Origin of the sequence: Paenibacillus terrigena DSM 21567 (assembly GCF_000374845.1) — a bacterium.
Taxonomy (GTDB): Bacteria; Bacillota; Bacilli; order Paenibacillales; family Paenibacillaceae; genus Paenibacillus_K; species Paenibacillus_K terrigena.
In genome coordinates this window covers 768,775-793,993 of the sequence record NZ_KB895413.1, presented here as the reverse complement: position 1 = coordinate 793,993, position 25,219 = coordinate 768,775, and the positions used below count along the sequence as shown (strand labels likewise).

At 44.0% G+C, this 25,219-nt stretch carries 24 protein-coding genes; 3 read left to right on the top strand and 21 right to left on the bottom strand.

The window, feature by feature from the left end; genetic code table 11:
* Positions 1-18: 18 nt before the first annotated feature.
* Together C558_RS0107840 and C558_RS0107835 are read left to right on the top strand one after the other, a co-directional pair.
* Positions 19-507, top strand: coding sequence for a PCYCGC motif-containing (lipo)protein (locus C558_RS0107840; protein ID WP_026263785.1), 489 nt, complete (start codon positions 19-21; stop codon positions 505-507).
* A 33-nt stretch (positions 508-540) separates the two neighbouring features.
* Complete coding sequence (locus C558_RS0107835) at positions 541-1,086, top strand: glutathione peroxidase (protein ID WP_018755705.1); 546 nt, start codon at positions 541-543, stop codon at positions 1,084-1,086.
* Between the two features lie 57 nt (positions 1,087-1,143).
* On the opposite strand, the gene C558_RS30680 is transcribed toward C558_RS0107835, so the two are convergent.
* The gene (locus tag C558_RS30680) at positions 1,144-2,163 is read right to left on the bottom strand and encodes a phosphotransferase (protein ID WP_018755704.1); all 1,020 of its coding nucleotides are present in this window, start codon (positions 2,161-2,163) and stop codon (positions 1,144-1,146) included.
* Positions 2,164-2,186: 23 nt separating this feature from the next.
* Entirely contained in the window at positions 2,187-3,188 is a 1,002-nt protein-coding gene (locus C558_RS0107825) for an LLM class flavin-dependent oxidoreductase (RefSeq protein WP_018755703.1), read from the bottom strand.
* Positions 3,189-3,435: 247 nt separating this feature from the next.
* Between C558_RS0107825 and C558_RS0107820 the strand changes: the two genes are divergently transcribed.
* Positions 3,436-3,795 (top strand): helix-turn-helix domain-containing protein, encoded by a 360-nt coding sequence (locus C558_RS0107820; RefSeq protein ID WP_018755702.1) that lies wholly within the window; start codon positions 3,436-3,438, stop codon positions 3,793-3,795.
* Here C558_RS0107820 and C558_RS0107815 read toward each other — a convergent pair.
* The 19 genes from C558_RS0107815 to C558_RS0107725 form a co-directional block, all read right to left on the bottom strand.
* Complete coding sequence (locus C558_RS0107815; RefSeq protein WP_018755701.1) at positions 3,792-4,631, bottom strand: hypothetical protein; 840 nt, start codon at positions 4,629-4,631, stop codon at positions 3,792-3,794. The two genes, C558_RS0107820 and C558_RS0107815, sit on opposite strands and share 4 nt — an antisense overlap.
* A gap of 75 nt (positions 4,632-4,706) precedes the next feature.
* Positions 4,707-7,001, bottom strand: a complete 2,295-nt coding sequence (locus C558_RS0107810) for a hypothetical protein (protein WP_018755700.1) — start codon at positions 6,999-7,001, stop codon at positions 4,707-4,709.
* Between the two features lie 29 nt (positions 7,002-7,030).
* Positions 7,031-8,365 (bottom strand): UDP-glucose dehydrogenase family protein, encoded by a 1,335-nt coding sequence (locus C558_RS0107805; protein ID WP_018755699.1) that lies wholly within the window; start codon positions 8,363-8,365, stop codon positions 7,031-7,033.
* 34 nt (positions 8,366-8,399) lie between these two features.
* Positions 8,400-9,767: a sugar phosphate nucleotidyltransferase gene (locus C558_RS0107800; RefSeq protein WP_018755698.1), complete on the bottom strand. Its 1,368-nt coding sequence runs from the start codon at positions 9,765-9,767 to the stop codon at positions 8,400-8,402.
* 166 nt (positions 9,768-9,933) lie between these two features.
* Positions 9,934-10,944 carry a polysaccharide pyruvyl transferase family protein gene (locus C558_RS0107795; protein ID WP_018755697.1) on the bottom strand — a complete coding sequence of 337 codons (1,011 nt, stop codon included), beginning with the start codon at positions 10,942-10,944 and terminating at the stop codon, positions 9,934-9,936.
* Between the two features lies 1 nt (position 10,945).
* Positions 10,946-12,283 carry an oligosaccharide flippase family protein gene (locus C558_RS0107790; protein ID WP_245583748.1) on the bottom strand — a complete coding sequence of 446 codons (1,338 nt, stop codon included), beginning with the start codon at positions 12,281-12,283 and terminating at the stop codon, positions 10,946-10,948.
* Between the two features lie 24 nt (positions 12,284-12,307).
* Positions 12,308-13,210 (bottom strand): glycosyltransferase, encoded by a 903-nt coding sequence (locus C558_RS0107785; RefSeq protein WP_018755695.1) that lies wholly within the window; start codon positions 13,208-13,210, stop codon positions 12,308-12,310.
* A 3-nt stretch (positions 13,211-13,213) separates the two neighbouring features.
* Positions 13,214-14,248 carry a glycosyltransferase family 4 protein gene (locus tag C558_RS0107780; protein WP_169445324.1) on the bottom strand — a complete coding sequence of 345 codons (1,035 nt, stop codon included), beginning with the start codon at positions 14,246-14,248 and terminating at the stop codon, positions 13,214-13,216.
* Between the two features lie 25 nt (positions 14,249-14,273).
* Positions 14,274-14,816 carry an acyltransferase gene (locus C558_RS34950; protein WP_018755693.1) on the bottom strand — a complete coding sequence of 181 codons (543 nt, stop codon included), beginning with the start codon at positions 14,814-14,816 and terminating at the stop codon, positions 14,274-14,276.
* Positions 14,817-14,841: 25 nt separating this feature from the next.
* Positions 14,842-15,981: a glycosyltransferase gene (locus C558_RS0107770; RefSeq protein WP_018755692.1), complete on the bottom strand. Its 1,140-nt coding sequence runs from the start codon at positions 15,979-15,981 to the stop codon at positions 14,842-14,844.
* Complete coding sequence (locus C558_RS0107765) at positions 15,974-17,149, bottom strand: glycosyltransferase family 4 protein (RefSeq protein WP_018755691.1); 1,176 nt, start codon at positions 17,147-17,149, stop codon at positions 15,974-15,976. Before C558_RS0107765 ends, C558_RS0107770 begins: the two co-directional genes overlap by 8 nt.
* Positions 17,146-18,537, bottom strand: a complete 1,392-nt coding sequence (locus C558_RS0107760; protein WP_018755690.1) for a hypothetical protein — start codon at positions 18,535-18,537, stop codon at positions 17,146-17,148. The genes C558_RS0107765 and C558_RS0107760 overlap by 4 nt, the downstream gene beginning before the upstream one ends.
* 19 nt (positions 18,538-18,556) lie before the next feature.
* Positions 18,557-19,672 (bottom strand): glycosyltransferase, encoded by a 1,116-nt coding sequence (locus tag C558_RS0107755; protein WP_018755689.1) that lies wholly within the window; start codon positions 19,670-19,672, stop codon positions 18,557-18,559.
* A gap of 21 nt (positions 19,673-19,693) precedes the next feature.
* Positions 19,694-20,383 (bottom strand): sugar transferase, encoded by a 690-nt coding sequence (locus C558_RS0107750; protein WP_018755688.1) that lies wholly within the window; start codon positions 20,381-20,383, stop codon positions 19,694-19,696.
* Between the two features lie 2 nt (positions 20,384-20,385).
* Positions 20,386-21,288, bottom strand: coding sequence for a UTP--glucose-1-phosphate uridylyltransferase GalU (galU, locus tag C558_RS0107745; protein WP_018755687.1), 903 nt, complete (start codon positions 21,286-21,288; stop codon positions 20,386-20,388).
* A 289-nt stretch (positions 21,289-21,577) separates the two neighbouring features.
* Complete coding sequence (locus C558_RS0107740; RefSeq protein ID WP_018755686.1) at positions 21,578-22,261, bottom strand: CpsD/CapB family tyrosine-protein kinase; 684 nt, start codon at positions 22,259-22,261, stop codon at positions 21,578-21,580.
* Positions 22,242-22,994 carry a YveK family protein gene (locus C558_RS0107735; protein ID WP_018755685.1) on the bottom strand — a complete coding sequence of 251 codons (753 nt, stop codon included), beginning with the start codon at positions 22,992-22,994 and terminating at the stop codon, positions 22,242-22,244. Before C558_RS0107735 ends, C558_RS0107740 begins: the two co-directional genes overlap by 20 nt.
* Before the next feature lie 238 nt (positions 22,995-23,232).
* On the bottom strand, positions 23,233-23,535 hold the full coding sequence (locus C558_RS0107730; protein WP_018755684.1) for a hypothetical protein: 303 nt from the start codon (positions 23,533-23,535) through the stop codon (positions 23,233-23,235).
* Between the two features lie 790 nt (positions 23,536-24,325).
* Positions 24,326-25,105: a tyrosine-protein phosphatase gene (locus C558_RS0107725; protein ID WP_018755683.1), complete on the bottom strand. Its 780-nt coding sequence runs from the start codon at positions 25,103-25,105 to the stop codon at positions 24,326-24,328.
* Positions 25,106-25,219 lie beyond the last annotated feature (114 nt).

Below are 25,219 nucleotides of genomic sequence, written 5' to 3'. Positions count from 1 at the left end.
CTATCCGCATTAACACGAATGACAGCCGGTCTCACACTTGTACTTATGATTCTACTCGCGGGATGCTCCAGCAAGACCGCGGAACATGAACAGCATCAACTAGCAAATGGAGATTTGCAGGAAACGACTTCCTCTCTTACCACGCTGCCAACCTTTCTCGATCAAGCATCTGACACCATCCGTTCGGCATACATAACGGCTTCAACAGTAAAGGATACACTTCCATATATGCCTTGCTACTGTGGGTGTGCCGACAGCGCAGATCACAAGAGCAATCTAAACTGCTTCATTCACGAAGTCAAGGAAGACGGTTCCGTCGTCTGGGACGATCATGGCACAAGATGCGGCGTGTGTATTGAAATCGCGATAACAACAGCTAAATTGAAGGAAAAAGGAATCTCCGACCAGGACATTCGTGCATACATCGATCAGACTTATGCCGAAGGTTACGCAGCACCAACACCAACACCAACACCAACACCAACACCAACACCGATGCCATCCTAAGCGAACCACAAAATATAAGGAGGATTAACGTACATGACCATCAATAACTATGCATTAGAGACCATTAAAGGCGAGCAAGCCAACCTATCTGATTACCAAGGTAAAGTCCTTGTCATCGTTAACACAGCGAGTAAATGTGGGTTCACTTCGCAATATGAAGGGCTTCAGAACCTGTATGCAGCATACCAATCACAAGGACTTGAAGTTCTCGGTTTCCCGTGCAATCAATTCGGTGGACAAGAGCCCGGAGATAACAACGAAGTGGATTCATTCTGCCAGATCAATTACGGCGTGAACTTCCCCCTCTTTGCCAAAATCGATGTGAAAGGCGCTAACGCACATCCGCTGTTCCAACAATTGACGGAAGAGGCACCGTTTGCCGGATTTAATCTGGACGAACCGGCTGGCGCACGCTTCCATTCGATGTTCGAGAATAATATGCCTGAAGAGTTAAAATCCAATGCTATCAAATGGAACTTCACGAAATTTTTAATCGACCGTGAAGGCCATGTCATCAAGCGGTATGAATCTTATGAAACGCCGCAAAGTATGAAGGAAGATATTGAGAAATTACTATAATTAAAGGCACAGAAAAAAGACGCGCTCGATCTACTCGAATGCGTCTTCTTTTTCCTATTATATAACCACACGATTGTTGCTCACCTGTCTGTAGATTCGAAGAATCTGCTCTTCCTCCTGCCGAAGCGTCCGTAGACCGTTCGATACGTCTCGGATCTGTTCGCTTAATATCTCAGACGAATCAACACCATCCAGATACCTTCCTAGAAAATGGATAAATACATCCAGCTTACGAAGACGGATCAATAACGGAATCGCTTCAATCTCTTCGTCGGTAAGCGAGACGATCGAGTCATAACCACGTATAAAATCTTCTACGAGCGGCCAATCAGGCGACTCTGACAAATAACCAGACAAGACTACGGCAGGTTCAATCGCTCTCAAATCCCATGTGCAGAATTCGAAATCAAGCACCGCAACCACTTGTTCAGGATCCGTCTTGGATACTAACAGGTTAGAATGATTGATATCTCCATGCACGAGTTGATGTGGTAGCTTACGTAGATGCGTCAGGTTCGCATGGAACATCGTGAATTCTCCGTAGATCAAGACCAACTCGCAGGATTGATGCCAAAACGCTTCCGGCGGAGACAAGCAGAACGCTGCGATCCGTTCCTCTGTACACGTAGGATGTGCAGCTTCAAGCTCATAATAAGGCGGATATTCCGTTGCACGCGAGACCTGAACACGAGCTAATGCACGGGACAACATCCCCGTTGCCACGCCAATAGAATGAGCTATCTTTGGGTGCTTCCGACTTGGCCTTACTCCGTCGATGTAACGGAACATGCATGCATATCGATCCGTGCCATCTGCTAACATGGTATAGGTATGACCATCAACTGTCCGCAGCGGATGTGGAACTCCACAGGGCAATTGCTGTTCAACAAGCGCTAATAAGACTTCATGCTCGAATTGGATTTTACCGAGGTCTCGATGCGTCTCATAAATACGTAGGACAGCGGTTCCCTCTGCTGTAACGACAAAGCGTGTCGTATTATTCCAGCCGCTCTCCCCGGATACCAATTGCCACGAAGCATAAGGCATATATTTCGATATAATATGGTTGAATGGCATTTCCATTCTCCTCTATGAACCGTTTATAGATTGAATGCTTCCGCAATCAATTGATAAGAACGAACTCGCGCGTCAAAATCGTGAATTGGTGAAGCAATCATAATATCTTGCGTCTGAAATCGTTCACTAATCGCTAGAATCTCTTCCTTCACTTGTTTCGGCGTCCCTACAATTCGACGCTGACGCCCTTGATGAATTCGTGCAACATCATAGTCTGAATAAGGGAAATTCAACGCTGTCTGTACAGACGGGAATGCGGGTAGCTCCATCCCTTTCTCCAATTGCAAGAAGAACAAATTCGTACTTGCCGCCAGTTTCTGGGCCTCCATCTCGTCTTCTGCACAAATTGCTAGAACACAGACAAGCGGTTTCGGTTCTGCATACAGCGTGGATGGCGTGAAATGGTCTCGATACAATTTCATCGCCATCTCGCCACCTGGCACACCGAAGAATTGCGCGTATGCGAACGGCAACCCTTGCTGGGCTGCAATTCTCGCACTACCATCACTTGAGCCGAGGAGCCACAGTTCTGGGGCAGTTGATAGGATCGGAGCGGCACTAAGCTTCTCAAACGAATGACCAGACGGCATCGCATCATGAAGATACCCGTTCAAATCTGCAATCTGCTGTGGATAGCCGTCAATCCCAGAATACGCGCCATTCTGCAGCGCTCGTGTCGCAAGAGGCATTCCGCCTGGGGCTCTTCCAAGACCTAGATCGATCCGTCCTGGATAGAGGGCTTCCAACAACCGAAAATTTTCAGCAACTTTATAGGCACTATAGTGTGATAACATCACACCGCCAGACCCAACACGAATCTTGGAAGTTGCCGATGCGATATGTGCAATGAGTACCTCAGGACTGGAGGACGCTAGTGCTCTTGTACCATGGTGCTCTGATACCCAATACCTGGAATATCCTAATTTCTCAGCCTCTTGCGATAATCTCGTTGTATCTCGCAAAGTATCTGCGGCTGTCTGCCCTTCACCAATATGTGAATGATCAAGTACCCCTAATGTAATCATTATGTTCACCTCTTAATCTAGTGTATCTCATCTCTATACCCGATTCAAATCATGAAGGAAGCAGCATAACAGCTCCCCCTGACTACAAGGAGAGCTGCGTTATTCGCAAAAACTTAAATATTTTACTAGCTTCATTGTGCACACGACTAGGGAACATGCTATAATAGAGGTTGCGTCTAATTGATGGGGATACATAAGTATCTCACTTAACGAAAGTGGATTCGTATGAATAAGAGGGGGCCTGGGGATGTTCGCGAAACGACTTAAACAATTGCGTAAACAAAGAAAATTGACCATGCAAGAAGTAGCCGATTTCGTAGGCGTTGCAAAGAGTACCTATGCAGGGTATGAATCGGGATATCGCCAGCCAACGTTAGAATCCATCCATACATTATCCCGGAAACTTCGAACTACTTCGGATTACCTTCTTGGGCTTACGGATTATCCCGAGCAACCGGAAGAACTAAATCATAATGCAAAAGAATATTTAAATTACAAACAACTTCATTGGGATGGGATTCCTTTGGAAAAGGACGATCTGGATCTCATTCGGATATTGCTCGAACGTGTGATCCGCGATCGCAACTTACCAAAGGACGATAATTAACCTACCCCCACCATTAATTTTTGCAACTTCTCTCTCGATTCATCTTGAAGTTTCACGATTAACGCGTTATACGTTAGTGTCCACTCATCAATAATACTCGCAGACACAGAGTCCTTTTCTGCTGATTGGATTAGATCTAGATAGTTCCTTTCACATGCAGACTGGGCATTAGACACTTCTACCGTTATCTTGTCTTGCCATGATTGAACCTCAGTGGGATTTGTCTTATCCAGCTTCGAGAAACTCGTTTCCGCCCCTTCTAAGATGACATCCATATCCTTCATACATTTCGCCTTCAGCTTTAGCAATTCTTGTTCATATTTAGATTCCTTAGACGCTATTGTCTCCGACTGAGAACTTGAATTGGAGTTCTTGTCCGTGCTGTCAGATTTGCCAGACGGCTGCTTTGGTGTATCTGACTTCGCTTTACTTGGCTCATTCGATTTCGTCACAGGTCCTTTTGTCAGCTTGGCTGCTCCCGGCTGCTCCGTTTCGATTACATTCTTGACCGCTTTTGACTGCTCCGTCTTTATTTCCTGCTTGGCCGCTTCCGGCTGCTTAACACCGTCTGATACTTGTTGTTCACCTGCTTGGCCATTCGCAACCGGTGTGGTCTTTCCATCCTCTGAACCGATTGGTGGTAATGCGTCAAGCTCATCCCAATTCATTACGTACTCTTCCTTCGGATCATTAAGCGCTATCTTTGTAGACTCCCTCCAGTACAGTCCTCCCCATACGAATAACAATATGATCGTAATCGAAGATAGAATAACTATAGGAATATTCTGTTTTTGAATGCGACGGCGTCTTTTTTTTCGTATCCGTTGTTGTCCCATCGTTATGTTAACACCACTTTCTTATGAAATATGGAATAGGCCAACCCTCCTTCTTCAAGGAGGGTTGGCTCATAATTAGAATTTCATTAAACGATCGATGATCAAATCAATCATCTGATTAACCTGTTTTTTCACCTTATTGATGGCCTCGTTCTTTATCCCTTTAGGACCTTCTACTTTATTAATCTGCTCGAAGCTATCATTTCCAGCTTGAATCACTTCTAGAATGAACTGCACCTTCTCCGAATCTGTCGTTGCAGCATCGAATCTCTTTTTAATATCTGCTAGCTTACCTTCGAATGTCTTCAGAATATTTTGGATCAACACTTTTGGATCATTCGCAGCATCTTCGTTGATAAGTGTGATCTCTTTCTCAAAGATAACCTTCGAGCTACCCCCTAAGAAATCATCTAGCGATGCTTGAATAACTGCGGTTTCTGTCGCAACTTTCTTGGAAATGGTTACTTTACCATTCGAATCCACCTTAACATCCTTGCTTCCTGATACTTTCTTCCACTTCAGACTAGAGGAAGGTAGTTCAACGCCTTGGACAGTCAAACCATATTGATGCTGACGTCCGCGATCAGAGATCTTAACCGTTGATTCCGTCTCGGAACGAATAAAGGCTGCACTCATTGCTTTAATGGCTGCCTCATCATGTTTAAGCTTGTCCTTCCACCCAAGTATCATGGAAGCTGTATCTGTCGGTCTGACACCCAGATTAGTCAATGCTTTGCTTAGCGCATACCCCTTCGTATCATTGAGTACTTTGGCCAATGCTGTACTTTGAATGATGGCTAGCGTATTTTTGCTGCTTAATACCTTGGCTAACTCTTTTGAACTCATCGAAGCTAGCGTGTTACGTACGATTGCTTCTACGCCACCATTACCTTTGCCATCACCGAACATCATGATGAGGATATCGTCGATGTTAATCGTCGGAACTCCAGCAACTTTCCCGATCGTTTTCAGCGCAGACCGGTACTCTGGATTCGCTCGAATCGACGCCAGCTGAGACGCTTCGACATCAAATGGGAGTGCTCCGACTTCTTGAATCATTTTCAATAAAGTTCTCTTCAGCGCTGCTTGATCGACGGAATTTGGAAGTTTTTTCGCTATCGGTTTCCAGATCGGATCAATCAATGCTTGGTTCTTCGCTAAATCAAGTCCCATCATCTCATCTAGCAGCTTCTGAACGCTCTTCACATCCGCAGAGCCACCTGCGATTAGCGCATTTCGAATCTTTTCCAGTCGTTTCAGGTATTCCTCCACCGGGAACACATTTTCTTCCGAAACGGAAGTATCTGTCAGTGTCACTTCTTTCTCGAAGATCACTTTGGCAGGTCCTCCATTTGGACTGACAAGCTTCGCTTGGATTACGGCGGATCCGCTCGGAACCCCTTCAGGTATCCTGACGATCCCGCTAGATAATACCGTTACATGCTCGCTACCCGATACCTTCGTCCAGTTCAATACAAAAGAAGGAATATCCACGCCAAACAATTTCAATCGATATACATGCTGACGTCCATTCTCACTAATCTCTGCTGATGCCTGTGTGGATGAACGGATATAAGCAAAGCTTAACGCTTGCAGTGCGGCATCATCATTCTTAAGTTGGGCCTGAAGGTTCATCACTAACGTTCTAATATCTTGCGATGAAATATCCAATTTCTTGAGAACTGAACTGACTTTATAGTCATCTGGTTGATTGAGCTGTCTATCCATCGCTTGTAGCACAATCTCCGTTATCCCTTTACTATTGCCTACTAATTGGATCAATTGAATAATTGACATTTTTCCAAGCGTGTTACTAACTTTTCCTTCCAAGCCCTCGCGACTTCCACCGTCACCAAATATGAAAACAAGCAGGTCATCGACTCGAAGGTTCTCGGCCCCGGCAGCGGCTGCGATCAGCTTCAGCGTCGCTCGAAACTCAGGATCGGACCGAAGAGCCTCAATATCCGCAATGGATTGGATCGAACCGACCGCATCGACCACACGGAATAAACTTTCCTTCAGTTCCTTCGGATCGATATTCGCTGGAAGCTGAGCAATCACTTTTTTCCAGATCGGATCTATCCATTCCTTATTCGCCATCCAATCAAACTGGGCCAGTTCATCCCGCAAGCTCATGACAGCTTGTACATCTTGCGGACCTCCGGCTGCAAGGGCAGCATACCACTTTCTTATTTGCTCATATAGGGATGCCGACAAAGGTGATACCTCCGCAGCATTCACCGTTTGAATCAAGTTCAACTTCTCTGCGAAACCTTTCTGACTAAGTGGTATTCCTCCGAGCGTAGCAGCAAGCATAGATAGAGCAATGGTAGACATGGTCACTTTCTTCGTCAACGTCAACTTATTCAAGATTTCAACCCCTTACTAGATATTTGGAATTACAAAGCAGGCATTGGTTCTTTAACACCTTGGTTGAGATTAGGACGACCTACGGAATAATAGATGAAATCCGTCCCTAACAAATCCTCCTCATTAAACACATTGCGGCCATCGATGAGAATCGGCTGTTTCAATACGTTCTGCAATTGAACCAGATCAACCGATGCGAATTCATCCCACTCCGTTAATAAGCACAGCGCATCCGCATCTTGAGCCGTTTCTAGCGCTTGCGACCCCCATTCAACGCCATACTTACCGAATAGAGCTTGGAAGCTATCCATCGCAATTGGATCGTAGGCTTTTACTTTCACACCATGATCAACCAAGTGCTGAATGATTTCTAAAGCCGGTGAATCGCGTACGTCGTCTGTGTTTGGTTTAAAGGCTAACCCCCATACAGCAACCGTCTTCCCTCTCAACTCGCCATGAAATATGGTCTCAAGCTTACGAATGACATTAAATCGCTGATCCTGATTCACTTCGACAACAGAGCGTAGCAATTTGAACTCGTAATCAACATGACCCGCAATTTGAATGAGCGCGCTGGTATCTTTCGGGAAACAGGATCCTCCATACCCAATTCCTGCCTTCAAGAACGACGGTCCGATCCGTTTATCATGGCCCATCCCTTCCGCAACCTTGGTCACGTCCGCACCGACCTTTTCACATATGTTCGCAATTTCGTTAATAAACGATATTTTCGTAGCTAGAAATGCATTGGACGCGTATTTTATCATTTCGGCACTACGAATATCCGTTACAACGATTTGCTCCGTCAACGGCTTGTGAAGCTGCGTCATCATATCGGCTGCGCTCTGGCAATCAGCTCCTACCACGATCCGGTCGGGATGCAGCGTATCCTCAATCGCAGATCCTTCTCGCAAGAATTCTGGTAGCGAGATGCTATCAAAATCGCAACTCGAGCGTGACCGTATTAACTCTGCAACCCGCTCATTCGTTCCGACAGGCACCGTGCTTTTCACAGCGATGATTTTGTAACCATTCATCGCTTCTGCGATTTCAAGTGCGACTTGATCAATAAAAGCAAGGTTCGCTTCACCGCTTGGCAGCGGAGGCGTTCCAACCGCGATGATGATCACGTCCGATTGCCTAACCGCATGTGCTAAATCTCCCGTAAAAGATAACTTCCCTGCTGCGCGATTGGCTGCAGCCAACTCCTTCAATCCCGGCTCATAAATCGGGATATCCCCTGCGTTCAACATCTCAATCTTGCGTGGGTCCTTATCCACGCAGATGACCTGATTGCCGATCTCCGCATAACAAACGCCTGAGACAAGCCCTACATACCCGGTTCCGATCACCGTAATGTTCATTCTTAACACTCCTTCATTGGATTCGTATCACGCACTAGGTGCACAGTTGTTTAATTTCATTCCAATCAAAGGCGAGCCTCACAATATCCTCTTCGATAAGCTCCGTCCCGGTCTGTACCTCGATGATTTCCATTTCCGATTCTGCTCGCAGACTATGTCTACTGTCTTTGGAAATGACTAAGACATCGCCAGACTTCACCAAGAAGTGCTTGCCATCGAGAACCATCTCGCCCGAACCTGCAATGACCGTCCATACCTCGTCCCGAAGCAAATGGTATTGATAACTTAAATTCTGGCCCGCTGAGACACAGATGCGTTTGGTCAGCACTTCTTTGCCATCGGGATACTTCAAATAATCAAGTACGCGGTAACGCCCCCAGCGCCGCTCTTCATACATCGGCCGCTGATCTGAATGTTTCATGACTTCTTTAATCATTGGACTTGCAGCCTTGTCCGAGACGAGAATGCCATCCGGACTTGCTGCTACGACAACGTTGGATACGTTAAGCAGCGTAATTGGTATGTCAAGTTCATTGATGACATGGGTATTATGAATTTCTCCGCTAAGGATTCCTTTACCGATGAGAGAGCTCTCAATCTCTTCCGTTAGCGTGTTCCACGTACCTAGATCCTTCCACTCCCCCTGATAAGGTAGCGCGACGATATGATTCGCTTTCTCCACGATTTCGTAGTCAAAGCTATTCTTCGGAAGCCTTCCGTACTGCTTCGTCATCTCTTCGTATTGGATCGGATAGCCATTCTCGATCAGCATATTAATGAGGAAATCAAGCTTAAAAGCAAAAACACCGCAGTTCCAAAGCGCAGCCTGCTCAATCATGGCTACCGCTTCTTCCTCGCGGGGTTTCTCTCGAAAACTTTGAACGGTTATGTATGGCTCTTCAGCATGCGTACCGATTTTTGGGACGATATAGCCATATTTCTCTGATGGATACGTTGGTGTCACGCCCATGAGCGCCAAATCCGCTCCCGATTCGTTAAGAACCTGATCAAGCTCCTTCGTCTTATGGAAGAACGACTCCTCCACATACGGATCAACAGGCATAACAACAACGGTCTCATTTAGACTAACGCCTTGTACCGAGTATAAATATGTAGCTGCCAAAGCGATCGCAGGAAAGGTATCCCTTCTCTCCGGCTCAACGATGACTTCGATCTCATTGCCAAGTTGGCAGTGAATCATTTCAACTTGCGATTTACTCGTAGCGATATAGGCATGATCGCGAAGTCCAGCTCTAGAAATCTGCCCCCATACGCGCTGCACCATCGATTCTCGCTCACCATCCGCATTTCCCAGGACCTTCAAAAATTGCTTGGAGCGTGATTCATTCGATAACGGCCATAGGCGTTTACCTGATCCCCCGGATAGAAGAACAATTTTCATTAATGATTCCTCCTAAAATTTTTGTGGAGCGTTTCTTCTTGATTATCATCGCAACAAAAATTCACTTCTTAAGCATGGGCTTTGTTTTGTTTAGCGTTGCTTCTTGCTGTACTTCGCAATAAAAATTCACTTCGTAAGCATATGCCTATTTTTGTGGAACAAAAATTCACTTCGAAAGACTCAGCTTCGTTTTATTAAGCATTGCTTCCTCATGCAGTCTCGCAATCTTGTGGGTTTGCACGGCAAGTTGTGCGGTTTCGATTTCGCTGGTCCACGTATGATAGTAGTTAGAGTTTTTACCGTATGAGTTATCGAGCAGCATATTGGGCTTGTCCATCAAGCAAGCTAGGATATGACCATGGAGCCTTGATGTCTGTATGGTCCGATAATCACTGAAGCGCTTAACAGCTTTGTTCACCAAGTAATCGCTATACTTGTCCCAGATTGCATACATCGGTAACGGTCCGCTACCTTTTTTCATTGCGCTCGCGATCATTTTGATCGATTTTCTCTCCACGCGGTTGTATAAGGAAGCCCAGTCTAAGAAATCTCCCTCGCCATCCGATTCGAACTGCAACTGATCCTTCGTTTTCTCGATATCGGTACGGAAGAAGCATAGTTGTTCTTTGCTTGGGCTACTTGTTGGGCGAATAGGCCACAGTTGATGTGCCATATCAGGGGATAAATAGACTCTGCACCCGTGAAATTTCTGAACTGCCTTCTCATAGGTCAGTGTATCCCTTACGAAGAGATGTACATCACCATGTTGATTAAATAACTCCGCCGTCCGATCGTATTCCGATTCTTCTTTAAAAAAGATCGTCTGCGGCAGCAATACAATCCGATTGTCCGCATATTCAGCAACGATTTTCTCACGCAATTTCTGATGTGCGGGATACAAATCTCCAAAGTTTCCACCGCCCTGAAGAACGATGATCTGGTCCTTCGGAATCGTTAGCTTCTCAGGAAAATCAAGCACGCTGTAGCGCGCTTGAACGTGAATCTTATGATCTCTAAAAAACGTCTCCGTGCCCTTCATGATCAACAAATCCCCGCCATTGTTATACACAGGATAATCGATATAATAAATGCTTGATCTGGATGGGATGACACTCAAAATAAGTCTAAGCCGTTTTTTCAATGCGTCCATCGGATGGAAAGTCGGTTTCATTTGCATATCAGCGCGCTCCTTTACCTTTTGTTTTTTCTTTGATTCGGTCCATTAGAAAACGAAAATCGTTCTTATCGAAAAGCATACCGCTTATCTTCACCTGAAAGACGATCCGCATCGATGCCATCGTCACCGCCAAACGAATGATAGAGCCAATCAGTAAAGCAATCGCAATGCCGTTCAATCCGTATAATGGCGTAAACACGAAGAACAACCCGATCGTTACGGCCAGGGCAATAAGCTGACGTACTAATACCAGCCCTGGTCTTCCCATCGCATTAAATGAGGAGGCTAGAATCCATGAACCACCTCCGAGAATACATTCAATAGATAGAATGTAAAAGGCCCCACTAGCCTCTAGAAAAGGTGCACCGAACAATACACCCATGAGATATCGACCGATGAACATACATGGAACAACCACAATCGTCATCAAGAGCATCGATAGCCGGAACGCCCGACCTACCGTCGCAAGGATCGCATCCTTAGCCATACCGGTCACCTTCGGGAAAATCACGTTCGTAATGGCTGTCTGCACAACGTTGAATACACGTGATAGCGCATAGACAACGGTGTATAGTCCTAATTCTCTTGCCGTTAATAATGAAAGAATAATAATTTTATCGAATTGAGAATACAGCGTCCCGAGCAGCTCCACGCCAAATACTTTGCTACCGTAGCCGAACAATGTCTTTGCTGCCTGCAGATTACCTAATCCCTTGAACCAGCTGATTCGAAGCTCGTCTCTTACGCTGTATAAGGCCCACAATATGACAAATACACTGGTCACAAGAAACACCAGTGCAGCAGAATGGAGGCTTAAATTGTTCATCGACCAGAGCACCATAAGTCCTGCCAGATTCATTAATGGGAAAAATAATCGAATACCGTTGTATACGTTAAATTTCCCTGTGCTCTGTGCTAGTGCAGAAATCAAATTGACCGCTAGCAAGATAGGAAGCATGAGTACCGTGTACCACCTGGCCGTCTGAATAACAGCCTCCGGATAATTCCCAAGCCATGCCGGCAGCCAGATCCAAGCGACGATACCAACAATGACGCTGACTGGGATCTGAAACAGGAATCCAGCCCTTACGAAATCAGCGCCGTTACCTTTATTTTGCTTCAGGTTATAGATGAGTGACGTTGGAAGACCAAATCCGACAAGTCCTGCGAGCAGCGTCGGCCAAAACAGAATAGCCGAAAACTCCCCTTTGCCCACAACCCCGAACATACGAGCCGTTACAATGGACGTCAGCGTACTAATGATCATCACCAGAAGATTCGTTGCACTCGTACGAAGTATCGTTTGAAAGAGTCCGCTACCCTTCAATGTTTTATGCATGGTGAGCTCTGACATCACTTAACTTCAACCCCTACCGTTATATCGCAAAATACCTACGAGTGATCCGTTGCGGTAACATATTTTGACCACTTGCCTGATAAACGTCTTGAAATGAAAGATCGAGAATAGCGAAGATAGAATCGCCTGGAACATACGAACCGTGTGCTTTAGGACAGCAATGGAGCCTGTATCGTTACGTTTCACCGCATCACTTACACCCTGCCAGAAAATCCGCTTCAAGAACCATTTCTTTGTCGTACGTTCTTTAGCGATTTTGTGTTGCACCGGTGCGAATGGTGTATAGTACACCTTGTATCCCGTACGTAATCTAGCAATTAGCTCGCTTTCTTCGCTGGATAATAGATTGGTTCCGACACGTCCCAAGTCTTCACGAAATAGCTTGATATGAAGGAAGACGCTCAATCGAAAAGCAACATTCGCACCATATGGGATGGATGGAGCCGGCATTTCCTTCACTTCATTTGCATAATCGAGAATCGTGAATACCGATCGATGTTCCTCAGGAATCCAGTCTGGCTCCTTAGCTTCCCAGATCGGATCGATTCTGCCTCCGACACATCCAATCGTCGGATCACTTTCAAATACTTCGACGATGTTTCGTACCCAGTCACTCGAAGCCAGCGCATCATCATCCAGAAAGAGTATGTATTTACTCCTTGCCTCCCGAATAGCTCGATTCCGCGCAACCGATAATCCAAGCTTATCTTCGAATATGTATCGTATTCTGGAACCGTGCCGCTTCCTTAAATCATTTACCACCTTAGCCGTATCATCCGTCGATCGATTGTCGACCACGACAATTTCAATTTCCTCACTAGCATAATTTTGCTTCAAAACACTCTCTATGGCTTCTCCTGTATCCTTCGCTCGATTATGCGTGCAGATAGCTACCGTTACTGTGATCATCGATCATCCACTTCCTTGATACACGTTTTTAATCTGCTCTGCAATGGTGCTCCATTCTAACTCCTTCAGTACTTCATCGTAATTTGGTGATTTGTCCTCATTTTTCACATTCACTGCCACTTTCATCGCATTCTTCAATCCGTTATCCTCTGCTGGATCATATCGAACAACCATGTCTTCCTTGAAATATTCTTCAATGAAGTCATTGTTAGGCATGACGATCAGCTTCTTAAATGACAGACCGAGGATGGCGGAGCCCGAAGTCGTAATTTCTTTGTAGGGCATGACCATCACATCAACCGCACTGATCAGATCAGCGATGGATTCATTCGGAATAAAACGTAAATCCAAAATGATATGATCCATATCTTGAACACGCTTCAGATACGCTGTCATTTCTTGATCAGCTTTGCCTGCGATGATAAGATAACTGTTCTTCGTCTTCACGGCATTAAATGCTTCAATGAGATCCTCGACACCTTTATAAGCTTGGATGGCACCAAGAAATAAATAGACATCGGCATCCTCACGAATATTGTATTTTTCTCTGATATTAAGGCCATTCCGCTTGTATACGCCCAAATAATGGCCATGTTTCACCACGAACAGCTTCTTCGCTGGAACATCAAATTCGGCAATCACTTTTCGCTTGATCGACTCCGAAGCTACAATCAATTTGCTGCAGAAACGGCAGATCAGCCGGCGCATGAATCGCTCCATCTTGTGATGCTTCACGTTATGCGGGTATAGATTATGAATCGTCCAGATTAACTGGACATTCCGCAGCTTCAAATACACCAACGTCATCATAAAGAGGAACGATTTCACCATAAACAACAGCGGATTTCGATTCTGATATGCATGATGCATCCAGTGAATGTGGACAATGTCGCCTGGTTTCGCCTTACCAACTTTTAAGAACAACTTGCCATGCTTCAAATCCTGAATATCAATTCCTACACCGCATAACGAATCCGTTAACAAATTATTATAGAAATTCAACTCGCTTGATTTCGGCCACATCCATACTTTCATCATATTACTCTCCCTAAACTTGCTAGAATCAATTCCACCGGACATCGCTTTTTATCACCTTGGCCGGTATCCCTGCTACAAGTGTATAAGGCTCTACATCCTTCGTAACGACGGAACCTGCAGCGACTACAGCTCCGTTACCTATCGTTACGCCTTTTAGAATAGTTGATTTGCAGCCGATCCATACCTTATCACCAATGACAATTGGCTTCGTCGATACCGTTCCTTCGATCTCATGGTAATCCGTATCCGAAATCACGACGTCCCATGATATCGCGCAATCATTACCGATCTTAACCAAAGACTTCGACATGATCTCCGTACGACGGTTGATGTATGTTCGATCGCCGATCACAATTTCTGCACCGGACGCATCCAGATAGAAATTAACTCGGTCATAGAGCATAACCCTATTTCCAAGAATCAATCTCGTCTCCTTACATTTCGAAATGATATGCGAACCTGATACTTGAAGCATGGAGCCACTTTTCGTTACTCGAAGTCCAAAGAGAACTCCTCTAAGCACACGGTTTGCCTTCTTAATGACATGCTTAACATGATGTGCAACCATGCGCGCGCCTCCTCTCGTTACTGCTTCATTGTGTTTCGCATGCCTTATCCCGCCGTTTCGACTTCATGCGATTAGCGAGTAGCGCTTGGTAGGTGTGCTCAACTTTTCGGGCAATCGTGCTCATGTTGAAATCATTCATGACACTGGCATGGCCTTGGTTCGAAAGTTCCTGGTAGTTGACATGGTGATCGTAAACGCGCTGAAGAGTCTGATACAGCTCTTCAACATCGCCATCCTTTACGATAAACCCTCCCTTTGTCTGGTGAATAATTTCTGGTGCACCGCCGGAATCGGATACGATGACGGGTGTCTGAACTAACATCGATTCAATGATCACTCTCCCAAATGGCTCATTTAACGAGAAATTAATGGTTAGATCGCATTCCTTCATGACATCAAGCGGTTTCTTACTGTATCCATAAAAGATAATTTTTTCTTCCAAGCCATATGCGATCACTTGCTGAATCATATCGTTTAAATAACTCTCCGAACCATCAACGGCGGTGTCTCCTACGATCAGCAGCTTCCAGTTATGCCTCTCATGATCAGACAGCTTCTTGACTGCTTCGATCATCAGATGATATCTCTTCCACTCGACGATCCGCCCAAACGTCCCAATAACGAGTGTATCATCCTCCATAAAACGCCGTGTTTTCATACTTAATGCAAGCCCTGGATCGACGCCATTGTAGATGATCGTCTTATTATCCCCTTGGATCGAGTTAGAGACAAAGCGTGAAATACATATTACCTGATCGAAGAATCGCGGTAATATCCGATTGTACATTTTCGATTGCATGTAATCCCGGTGATGCCAGATTATTTTGCATTTCGTTAGTAATTTGAGTGGTGCGGCGTACCACGGCGCTCGCCAACCATTGGCATGGATAATATCAATGTGATTTTTTCTCACAAACGACTTGATCCGAAACACGGTTTCCAAATACCCGAAGCCAATTTTTCTCTTAATGCTATTGAGGCGGAGCGGAAAGTGCTGGTACTCCGTTCGAATCTCTCCTAGATACTCCGCATTTCTAGGAGCTAATAGGAAGATCCGATATTTTGAAGTATCCAAGTAATTGATCAAATGAATCAGACTTTGCTCGGCACCTCCCTTTTTATCCGCATGGGTTATAAACATGACATTTATTTTTCTTTTATCCATTCATAGCACCTGCTTCATGATAACGTGGATGTAGCGAATTGATGTAGCGTTGCAATACCTCTTTATGATCATAATGCGTGCGAATATACCGCTGTGACGACGCTAGTAGCTTTCTCGCTCTTGGCGGATGGTCAAACAGCAGCTTTATTCTTAGATAGAATTCCTCCGGACTGTCAGCGACCATGATGTGCTCGTTATCCACGAGTCCAGTGCCCTCGCATCCGATAGAGGTCGAGACGACAGGCAATCCGTTCTGAATCGCTTCGATCGTCTTTAGCTTGACACCCGCTCCGTTCTGCATCGGATTCACGAACAGATATCCCTGTTTGTAAATGTCATCCAGATCTTCTGGCGTATCATGCACGATAACGTTCGTCATATCGTAACCTTCAAGCCAGCTCAAACCTTGTTTTCTACTATTTCCAGCTACAATAAACTTGTACTCGGGTTCCTTGAGCATTAAGGGATGAATATGTTCCAAATACCACTGAATCGCTTCACGATTATTTGGCATAAATAAGGACCCGATAAATACAACATGTTTGCTCTCAAATGAGCTCGTAAGAAAGGTCTCCTTCGTGACAGGAGGTGGTAGAAATAGGCTTTTTGTTGTAGGATGAAGGGTTTGGAACGTTTCAAACTCCTTATTTGAGATAAATAGATACTTATCTACCTTCTTCAGCATTTTCTTCTGCAGCATCCTGAACTTGCTGCTCTCCATATGATAATAAAGTTTATGAATCCGATTGGTTGTGCTTCTAGCCAGTGCCTTGAAATACACCGCTTCATCGTTATGAACTCTCAAAATGGCATTCGCATGTTTGATTAATGGGTTCTTGAGGATGGGATACACGTAGTCGCCTTCCAGCAGCACATAATCATAATCCTCATCAATATTCACATATCGCAGCTCATTTCGCGATTGCACCTGCATGGGAACAAGGTAGAGTAGATCCTTAAGCTTACTTCTTCGCTCACACAGCTTGATATCTTCCACGTAGCGATAGACCACATTCATATCCGATGGGGTAGGCATTTGTTTGCCGCATACGACAAGATGGATCGTCCATCCGAGCTCGGCAAGCACCTTAATTCGACCCCAAGTATCGACTCTGCCGCCATGATCGGCGGGATAAGGAAAATCACTGCATACAACAAGTATTTTCATTTAGATACCCCCGACATATTGGAATGATTTATTTCCTTCTCTCCTAGAAAAGAACTGATAAATGCGAACAACATCCAGATCTCATATTTAATTTCAAGAGCCACAAAAAGTAAGGAGAGCAGCATGAAAATAAGTGCCAAGAACAGAATGATGCTCGATTTCACTTTGACAATCAAGTTTTTGGCTAACAGATAGAAAAATAATAGTGAGAAGATCCCCCCAAACATAAACCATTGGAAGAACCCTGATTTGACACCTAAATTCTTAGCCGTTCCCGTGTATTGGAGCAATTCTCCTGCATTGATCTGGCTTATTCCGAAGGTGTTGTAATAGAACCTACTCATGAAGTTAATCGAGTCATTTAAATAGTCATCGAAATACATTAAGTAAGCGCCTGTTCCCACCCCGAACGGGTGATGAAAAACAGTTATGATCGCGATAACAATCGTTCCCATCCTCGTATATGACGATGTATAGTTCTCGATATCGTTACTGAATGAGCTGATCAACCCTGCTGAGAAATACGTAATAAACATATACATGGCTACCACCACGCCGATGAGCACAATAAAGTTTCTCTTCTTCCTGAAATCCATAAATTTCATCATCGTTACAATTAACGTCAATAAACATACGATTAGAAACCCTTTTGATCCCGTAACCGATAAATAGAATAGAAAAAAAATAGCGACATAGATGTTCGACAGAATCATGGCAACACGTTTTAAATATTGGCTCAAATAGACTAGAATCGCAGAATACGCCACAATAATGGTTCCCGTCGTACTACTTTCTGACGTAAGCAGCCTCACCCTCCAGTAGGGCTGACTCCCTGAGTGCAGGAAGGTGATCGCATTAGGCATCGTAACTAATTCAACAATCATAATCACGAGCAATAGACTCACCGCGGCAAAAAAACTTGCATACAGGAGCTTATAGCTTTTTATTTTGGAGAACACCAATTGCATATGCCTGATATACAGCAGAATTAATGCGAAATAAATTAAGACCTTAAACCCTTTACCGAGTAGGCCCTCAGACCAGAAGCTATAACTCCCCTGCATGAATTGAACAAGAATGTATCCTAAGGTGATAAAAGTTAAATAAACAATAAAAGCGAACAAGTATTTCTGCAGCTTAGGCGCAACCATAAATCGCTTATATTTAGCAAGCATCGCAATCTCACAAAAAACAAACAAAGGAAGCAGCAGGATAATAGGCGATCTGCCAATCTCTCCGATCTTGTTAACAAGAGGGAAGTCCTGGTAGGCAGTCAGCACCAGCAAGATACCAAGATAAAACGCCAAAAAGTACTGTCCCTTGCCTGGCTTCTGCTCGGCTAGTTCTTCATTTATCGGAGGATTGCTGTGTAAGGTTACGTTCATCATCTCTTTCAACCCCGTAAATCTAGACGTATTTTTTGACAGTTACGGAATATCGATCACCTTGTTTCTTCAAGGCATCCTCGTATAGTCGCTCGATTTGCTTGTTCATCTGATCGGAATGGAATTTCTCATTAAATATTTCCTCACCGTTCTCGCCCATCCATTCGAGCTTATTCTTCGATAGCCCCTGAATGATGTTAACCAACTCTTCTTTGTAGTCGAAATCAAAGATGTATCCATTGACACCATGCTGTACAATCTCTGGCAGTGCGCCACGATTACTTGCAATGACTGGCTTCTTATTCCGTAATGCCTCGATCGCAACGATACCGAACCCTTCCCAGCGGGATGGAACGATGACAGCGTCACAGGCTTTCATATAACGATCGATTTCCGAATTGTCTACCCATCCGATTTTGACCGCATTACTTGGAAAATCGTATTCAAAATCTTTCAATACCGTATCGCCTACTAAATAAAGATTAACATCTGTGAATGGATTCTCACGAAACACTTCAAGCAGCAAATCAAAGCCTTTTTGTCGATCGAAGCGACCTACATAGAGTAGATTAATCTTGTCTTTCTTCACATCGAAAGGTAATGCATTCGAAGACGGCGCATTCGATACGCCGTTATACACTACGACCGATTTCTTGGCAGACAACCCATAGTTCAGCGACATCTGATATTCATGTTTTGAAATGTTAATAATGAAATCCGTCCGCAGCGACAATAATTTCTCTACACTCGCGAACACACTTCTCTTCCACGACTGCGTGTCCATAAGAAACGCCCAACCATGCGCACAATAAATCACGACGGGACGCTTCTTCTTGAAAAAAAGTAACGTCCGCAGGAAGAAGCCTGCGAACGTTCCATGGACATGCACGATATCCGGATTTATTTCATTGATCTTTCGATGAATCGATTGCATCGCTTTGAAGAAATATTGCGGGCTCCTCTTATAAGGATACAGTTCCAATCGATCTGAACTAATCTGTAACGTTTTGCTGTTAGAGTTTTGTTCCGATGCTAAGAGATAAATATCGTGTTTCTCCGATTGATACTTCAATACTTCATTAAGATGGGTTTCAATACCCCCCTTTGTAAATTCCGATACATGAAGGACTCTTACCATGATCTCCCCTCCATCTTTTCATTAAAACGCATCTTTGGAACCAAGCATCGTCTTCACGGTCTGCAACATAATGCGAATGTCGAACAGAATGCATTTTTTCTCAATATAAGTTAGATCGAGTTCAACCATTTGTTTGAAGTTCAGATTACTTCTTCCACTAACCTGCCATAGCCCCGTGCATCCAGGCGTGACGGACAAACGCTGCTTATCATACCTCGTATATTCTGTAACTTCTCTTTTAAGAGGTGGTCTTGGTCCTACCAAGGACATTTCCCCCCGAAGAACATTAAATAATTGCGGAAGCTCATCAATGCTCGTTTTCCGTATGAATTTCCCGACCTTTGTCACGCGCGGGTCATCTTTCATCTTGAACATCGCTCCACTGATCTCGTTCTTATCGAGTAGATCCTTCAACTTATCTTCCGCATCGGTATACATGGAACGGAGCTTGTACATCCGGAATAGTCTCTCATTCTTCCCTACTCTCGTCTGATAGAAAAGGACTGACCCTGATGGATCCTCCAATTTGATAAGTAAAGCGACTAGCAGAAGCAGTGGGCTTAGTAGAATTAACCCCGCCAATGAACCGATGATATCAATGGTCCGCTTAAGAACCGAATATAAATTCATCCCCTCTTCTCTCGTTCTTGTATTTGAATAATAATCCACAATGCCTACAATCGCTTCTTCCCGATATTGTGAATACCTCATCCTTAAACTCTCCCTCCCGTCATTAATGCCTTACTAAGCTCACGCTCCATGATCTCCTCGAGCCCCGCCATGAGTTGCGGTCTAAGCTCATTATTCCGAAGCGCAAAGTCGATCGACGTCATAATAAACCCGATTTTCTCTCCCACATCATAACGAATCCCTTGGAAATCATAAGCATACACCCCTTGATCCACGTTTAATCTCTGGATCGCATCCGTAAGTTGAATCTCACCGCCCGCACCAAGCTCGTGCCTGCCCAGATATTCAAATATGTCAGGTGTCAGAACATATCGTCCCATAATCGCTAGATTCGAAGGGGCTTGTCCTTGCGGCGGCTTCTCTACGAAACGATTAACCTGGTAGAGGTTAGCCATTCTCTCACCTGGATCTACGATTCCATAACGATGCGTTTGATCTGCCCCTACCGTCTGAACACCAATGACTGAACGTCCCGTACGCTCATATTGTTCAATCAGCTGCCTCGTGCATGGGACATCTGCTTCGACGATATCATCTCCAAGCAGTACGGCGAACGGCTCGTTTCCGATAAAATTACGTGCACACCACACGGCGTGTCCAAGACCTTTAGGCTCTTTTTGCCGAATATAATGAAGATTTACATTGGACGACTTACGCACTTTCTCCAAAATGTCTAGTTTTCCTTTTTCCTCTAACGTGTGTTCTAACTCAAATGCGATATCAAAATGGTCTTCAATCGCCCGTTTACCTTTACCTGTTACAACGATGATATCTTCGACGCCAGATTCAATCGCTTCCTCCACGATATACTGGATGGTTGGCTTATCGACGATGGGAAGCATCTCTTTGGGCATCGCTTTCGTTGCTGGTAAAAAACGAGTACCTAGTCCTGCAGCGGGGATAATGGCTTTTTTTACTTTTTTCATTTGGAATCACCCTATCCTATTTTTTTTATTCGCATTGTAACGCGATGCTAAAAATGCGAGCTATGCCCTCCTTACGATGGAAAGCATAGCTCGGACTTTCAGATACCAAATCCGAGGTGTTACTAAAAACAAGGGCATTGAACCCTACCTCACATCACACCCTTGACGACGAGCGTCTAAGGTCAGTTGACCCACAGTGTGACCGAGTGCCTCCGGTGATAGAGGTGCAGGAGACATTACCTTCTTCATTCTTTGCTTTTTAGATAATAGAATCAGACTATTCGTCTTTTCATTCTCCGTAATAGTAGGAATAAGAATAGGAATCTGATTGATTTCGATTAATGTTATTGAGGACAGCACCAATAATCTTGGCGTTCACGTGCTCTAGAGAAGCCTTTGCTTTCAAGGCTATATCTTTCTTCACGGTTCCCGAATCAACGACAAGCACGACTCCATCACTATAGGTAGCTACAATTTGAGCGTCTGTGACGGACAAAATCGGTGGCGTATCGATGATAATGACATCGAACAATTCTCTTATCGTTGCTAGCAGATCAGCCATATGCATGGATGAGAGTAACTCTGATGGGTTAGGCGGTGTAGGCCCAGCATGAATAATAGATAGGTTCTGCGTATTCGTAGACTGAATCACTTCCTGTAGCAATTTCTGCTTAAACAAAGCCGACGTTAATCCGATCCGATTCGATGTACCGAAGATATGATGTTGAGATGGTTTTCTTAAATCTGCATCGATCAGGAGTACACGTTTGTTCGCTTGAGCAAAAGCAACCGCCATATTCGCGCAGGTCGTGCTCTTTCCTTCATTTGGCTTGGATGAGGTTACCATGATGACTTGTAGTTTCTGGTCGATCGTCGAGAATTCGATGTTTGTTCGCAGCATCCGATACCCTTCAGAGATCGGTGATTTCGGATTGCTTTCCGTAATGAGTTTTTTAGGCATCAAGCGAGACATTTACATCCCTCCCAACTGTTGGCGTTAGCGGTTCCTTATGAATTTGATCGATATCTCTTGCTGTAAACTTCGGTATAGAAGTCAATACCGGCATCCCTAACACATTCTCAATATCTTCTTCCGTCTTGATCGTGTCATCCAAGTAATCGAGCAGGAATGCAATACCTACGCCGAGCATCAAAGCCAGCATGAAGGCAACAGCAATATTCATCTTTGGATTTGGAGCAACCGGATTGTGCATTTCTTGTGGGTCGGCTTTATCCAGAACAGAAACATTGTCCACCTTCATCAAACTAGGAATCGTCTTCTGGAAAACGACGGCAACCGCATTGGCAATATTGGCTGCCTTCGCATAGGAATCATCCCGGACGGATATGGACATGACTTGCGTTTCATTCACGGAGCTTACACTGACTTTTCCGATAAGCTCACCATAGGTCACATCTAAATCAGGATACTCTTTGACGACAATTTTCATCATTCGCGGTGTTTTAATGATTTCTTTATATGTTTTGATCAGTCCAATTGTTGAATTTATGGATCCAAGATCTATGCTCGGTAACAATGAACCGCTGTCCTTGTACTGATTGACAATTAACTTCGCAGAAGCTTCATATTGTGGCGTGATGAAATAATTGGAGTAGATCCCGATCGATAAGCAGCTTACTGCGATAATCAATGCGATCAATAACATCCTTCTTTTGACAATTAACCAATATTGTTTCAGTTCCAAATGGTTCCCTCCGTTGCTAGTTAGGTAATGTCTCATATAAGTCAGATAAGATAATAGTTCTTTTTGAATTACTATTTTTATTATATTATTCAAAACGCGACCTTTTAGGTGTGATTTATCCGTAAAAACGAACGACTTTATGATAATCATTCGTTTTGAATTGCAAGTGCACAACTTTATTCATTTCGCGTACTTTCAGGCATAGTTACACCGGATGATTCAAATCTATTGGTACAAGCTATCCCTGAAATCGTGACGATGTCTCATTATTCATGAAGTCTTCGACCTTTCCACCACGCATGATGTACTCCATCATATCTTCTGATCCGGATGCATGTCCTATCTTTCTTAGCAGCAAGGATAACAATTGAGCCATATCAATCGAATCATCGCATTGCCGATAGCCTGAGACCATTAGAAGCTCTGATAACGGTCTCATATCTTTTTGTCCATTTTGATTTCGTAGAGAAGGATCTTCGGATAGTATCTTCAAAAATTGCTTCAGCCTTACTCGCTTCTGCTCCCGATCCGAACCATTCATCGCTTTACTTCCTCCATTCATCCAGTTATACGTTCATTTACATTGAATAATGGAGATTCACTATTCAGTTCTACCACGCTAAATCGTAGCAAACCTTTAATTATTACAATTTTGTAAACAACTTTAGTTAGGATGATGCCAAGATTGAATATCCTTTGATTACTAGTATGCCACAAATGGTAACTTTTCTTGAGGGGATAAAGACATGGTTAAGCGCTCCTAATTTATTTAAAAAACTAACATTATTTTCACCGATCCAGTACCAAAACTTAGAATTTTGTCATAAAAATCCGGTTTTTAAGTTGAATGATTATTGCTGTTTTGGGATTTATTTGTGGGTAGCGAATTACCACATCGTTCCCTTATGGGATAAGGGATTTCGTCTATGAATCAGATAGAATATTTTTGAATATGTACAGAAAATTCCTCTCATTTTGTTCGGAACTAGGGACTATTGGTCACCGTCCTATAAAAACAGGACAAAAAGTAAATTTCGACAAATTTTGCAACAACATATTGATTAAAAAAACTTTATGAAAACGCTTAACTATTTCAGAAAAATAAAAAAACCAAGCTTTTCCATGAGATCATGGAGGTGCTTGGGTTACAAATTTTCATTAAAATCCTGTAATTTCTGTTTTCTTAGTCACACTTCCTTACCAATGGATCACGATTCAGGATAATTGCGCAAAAACCAGGATAAATTCGCAACTTCAGTAATATAAAACGGCTATCCTATCGTTACTCTATTCCCAATTTATCCATTTAAAGCAGTGCAGCCGTCCTATACCTATCGAAAATAGGAACGTATTCGTTGCATGATCCCTTCCGAAAAAGGTTCTTCCTCTGGCTTGCTCTCAAAAGGCAAGTCTTCAATAATACACTGCGCATTATTTAGAAAATACTTCTCCCATGGCTGCCCCATACGCTTACGAATAACTTCGTAGGCTTCACGCAATCGAAATCCTCTACGTTCCACATGATGGGCATCCGAAGAAACGATATGAATAAGGCCTCTTCTGCAAAGTAGCCAAGCCGTTTTCTCAATTTGTCTTCCAAAGCCACCAAGTAATGAATGTGTTGTCACCTGTGCGTATGCGCCTACTTCAATCAGCTGCGCCAGTCGATCTGGATACCTCACAATTTCCGCATTTCGTTCAGGATGAGCAATAATGGGTTTTAGCTGCATGATGTTTAGCTCATGGATCAACTCAACCAGCTCCTTCGGAATGCTTGAGGAAGGCAACTCAATCAGCACATAACGTGATTCGGCCAGTGGAAGTAATTCCTTTCTAAACCAAGCATCTAATAGATCCCTATGTAACCGAATTTCTTGTCCTGAGCGAATCGTAAGAGGCACGCCCATGACTTTGAACTGCTCGTTCATATGACTTACGTGCTCTACGACTCCCGATGCGGTATTCGTGTATCTTCCATTTGCATGATGTGGCGTTGCAATGATCGTCGTTATGCCTTCTGCTACAGCCGCTCTAGCCATATTCATCGCATCGTTCCAATTCGCTGCCCCATCATCTACTCCAGGGAGTATGTGCGTATGTATATCAATCATCTTGGTATCACTTCCTAGAACGATAGTTTCAACTTACCTGAGGGCAAGCTAGTGAATATTCTATCACACGATTGTTAGATCGTCAGCTTGCGATAATAATGTACCCCTTTGATG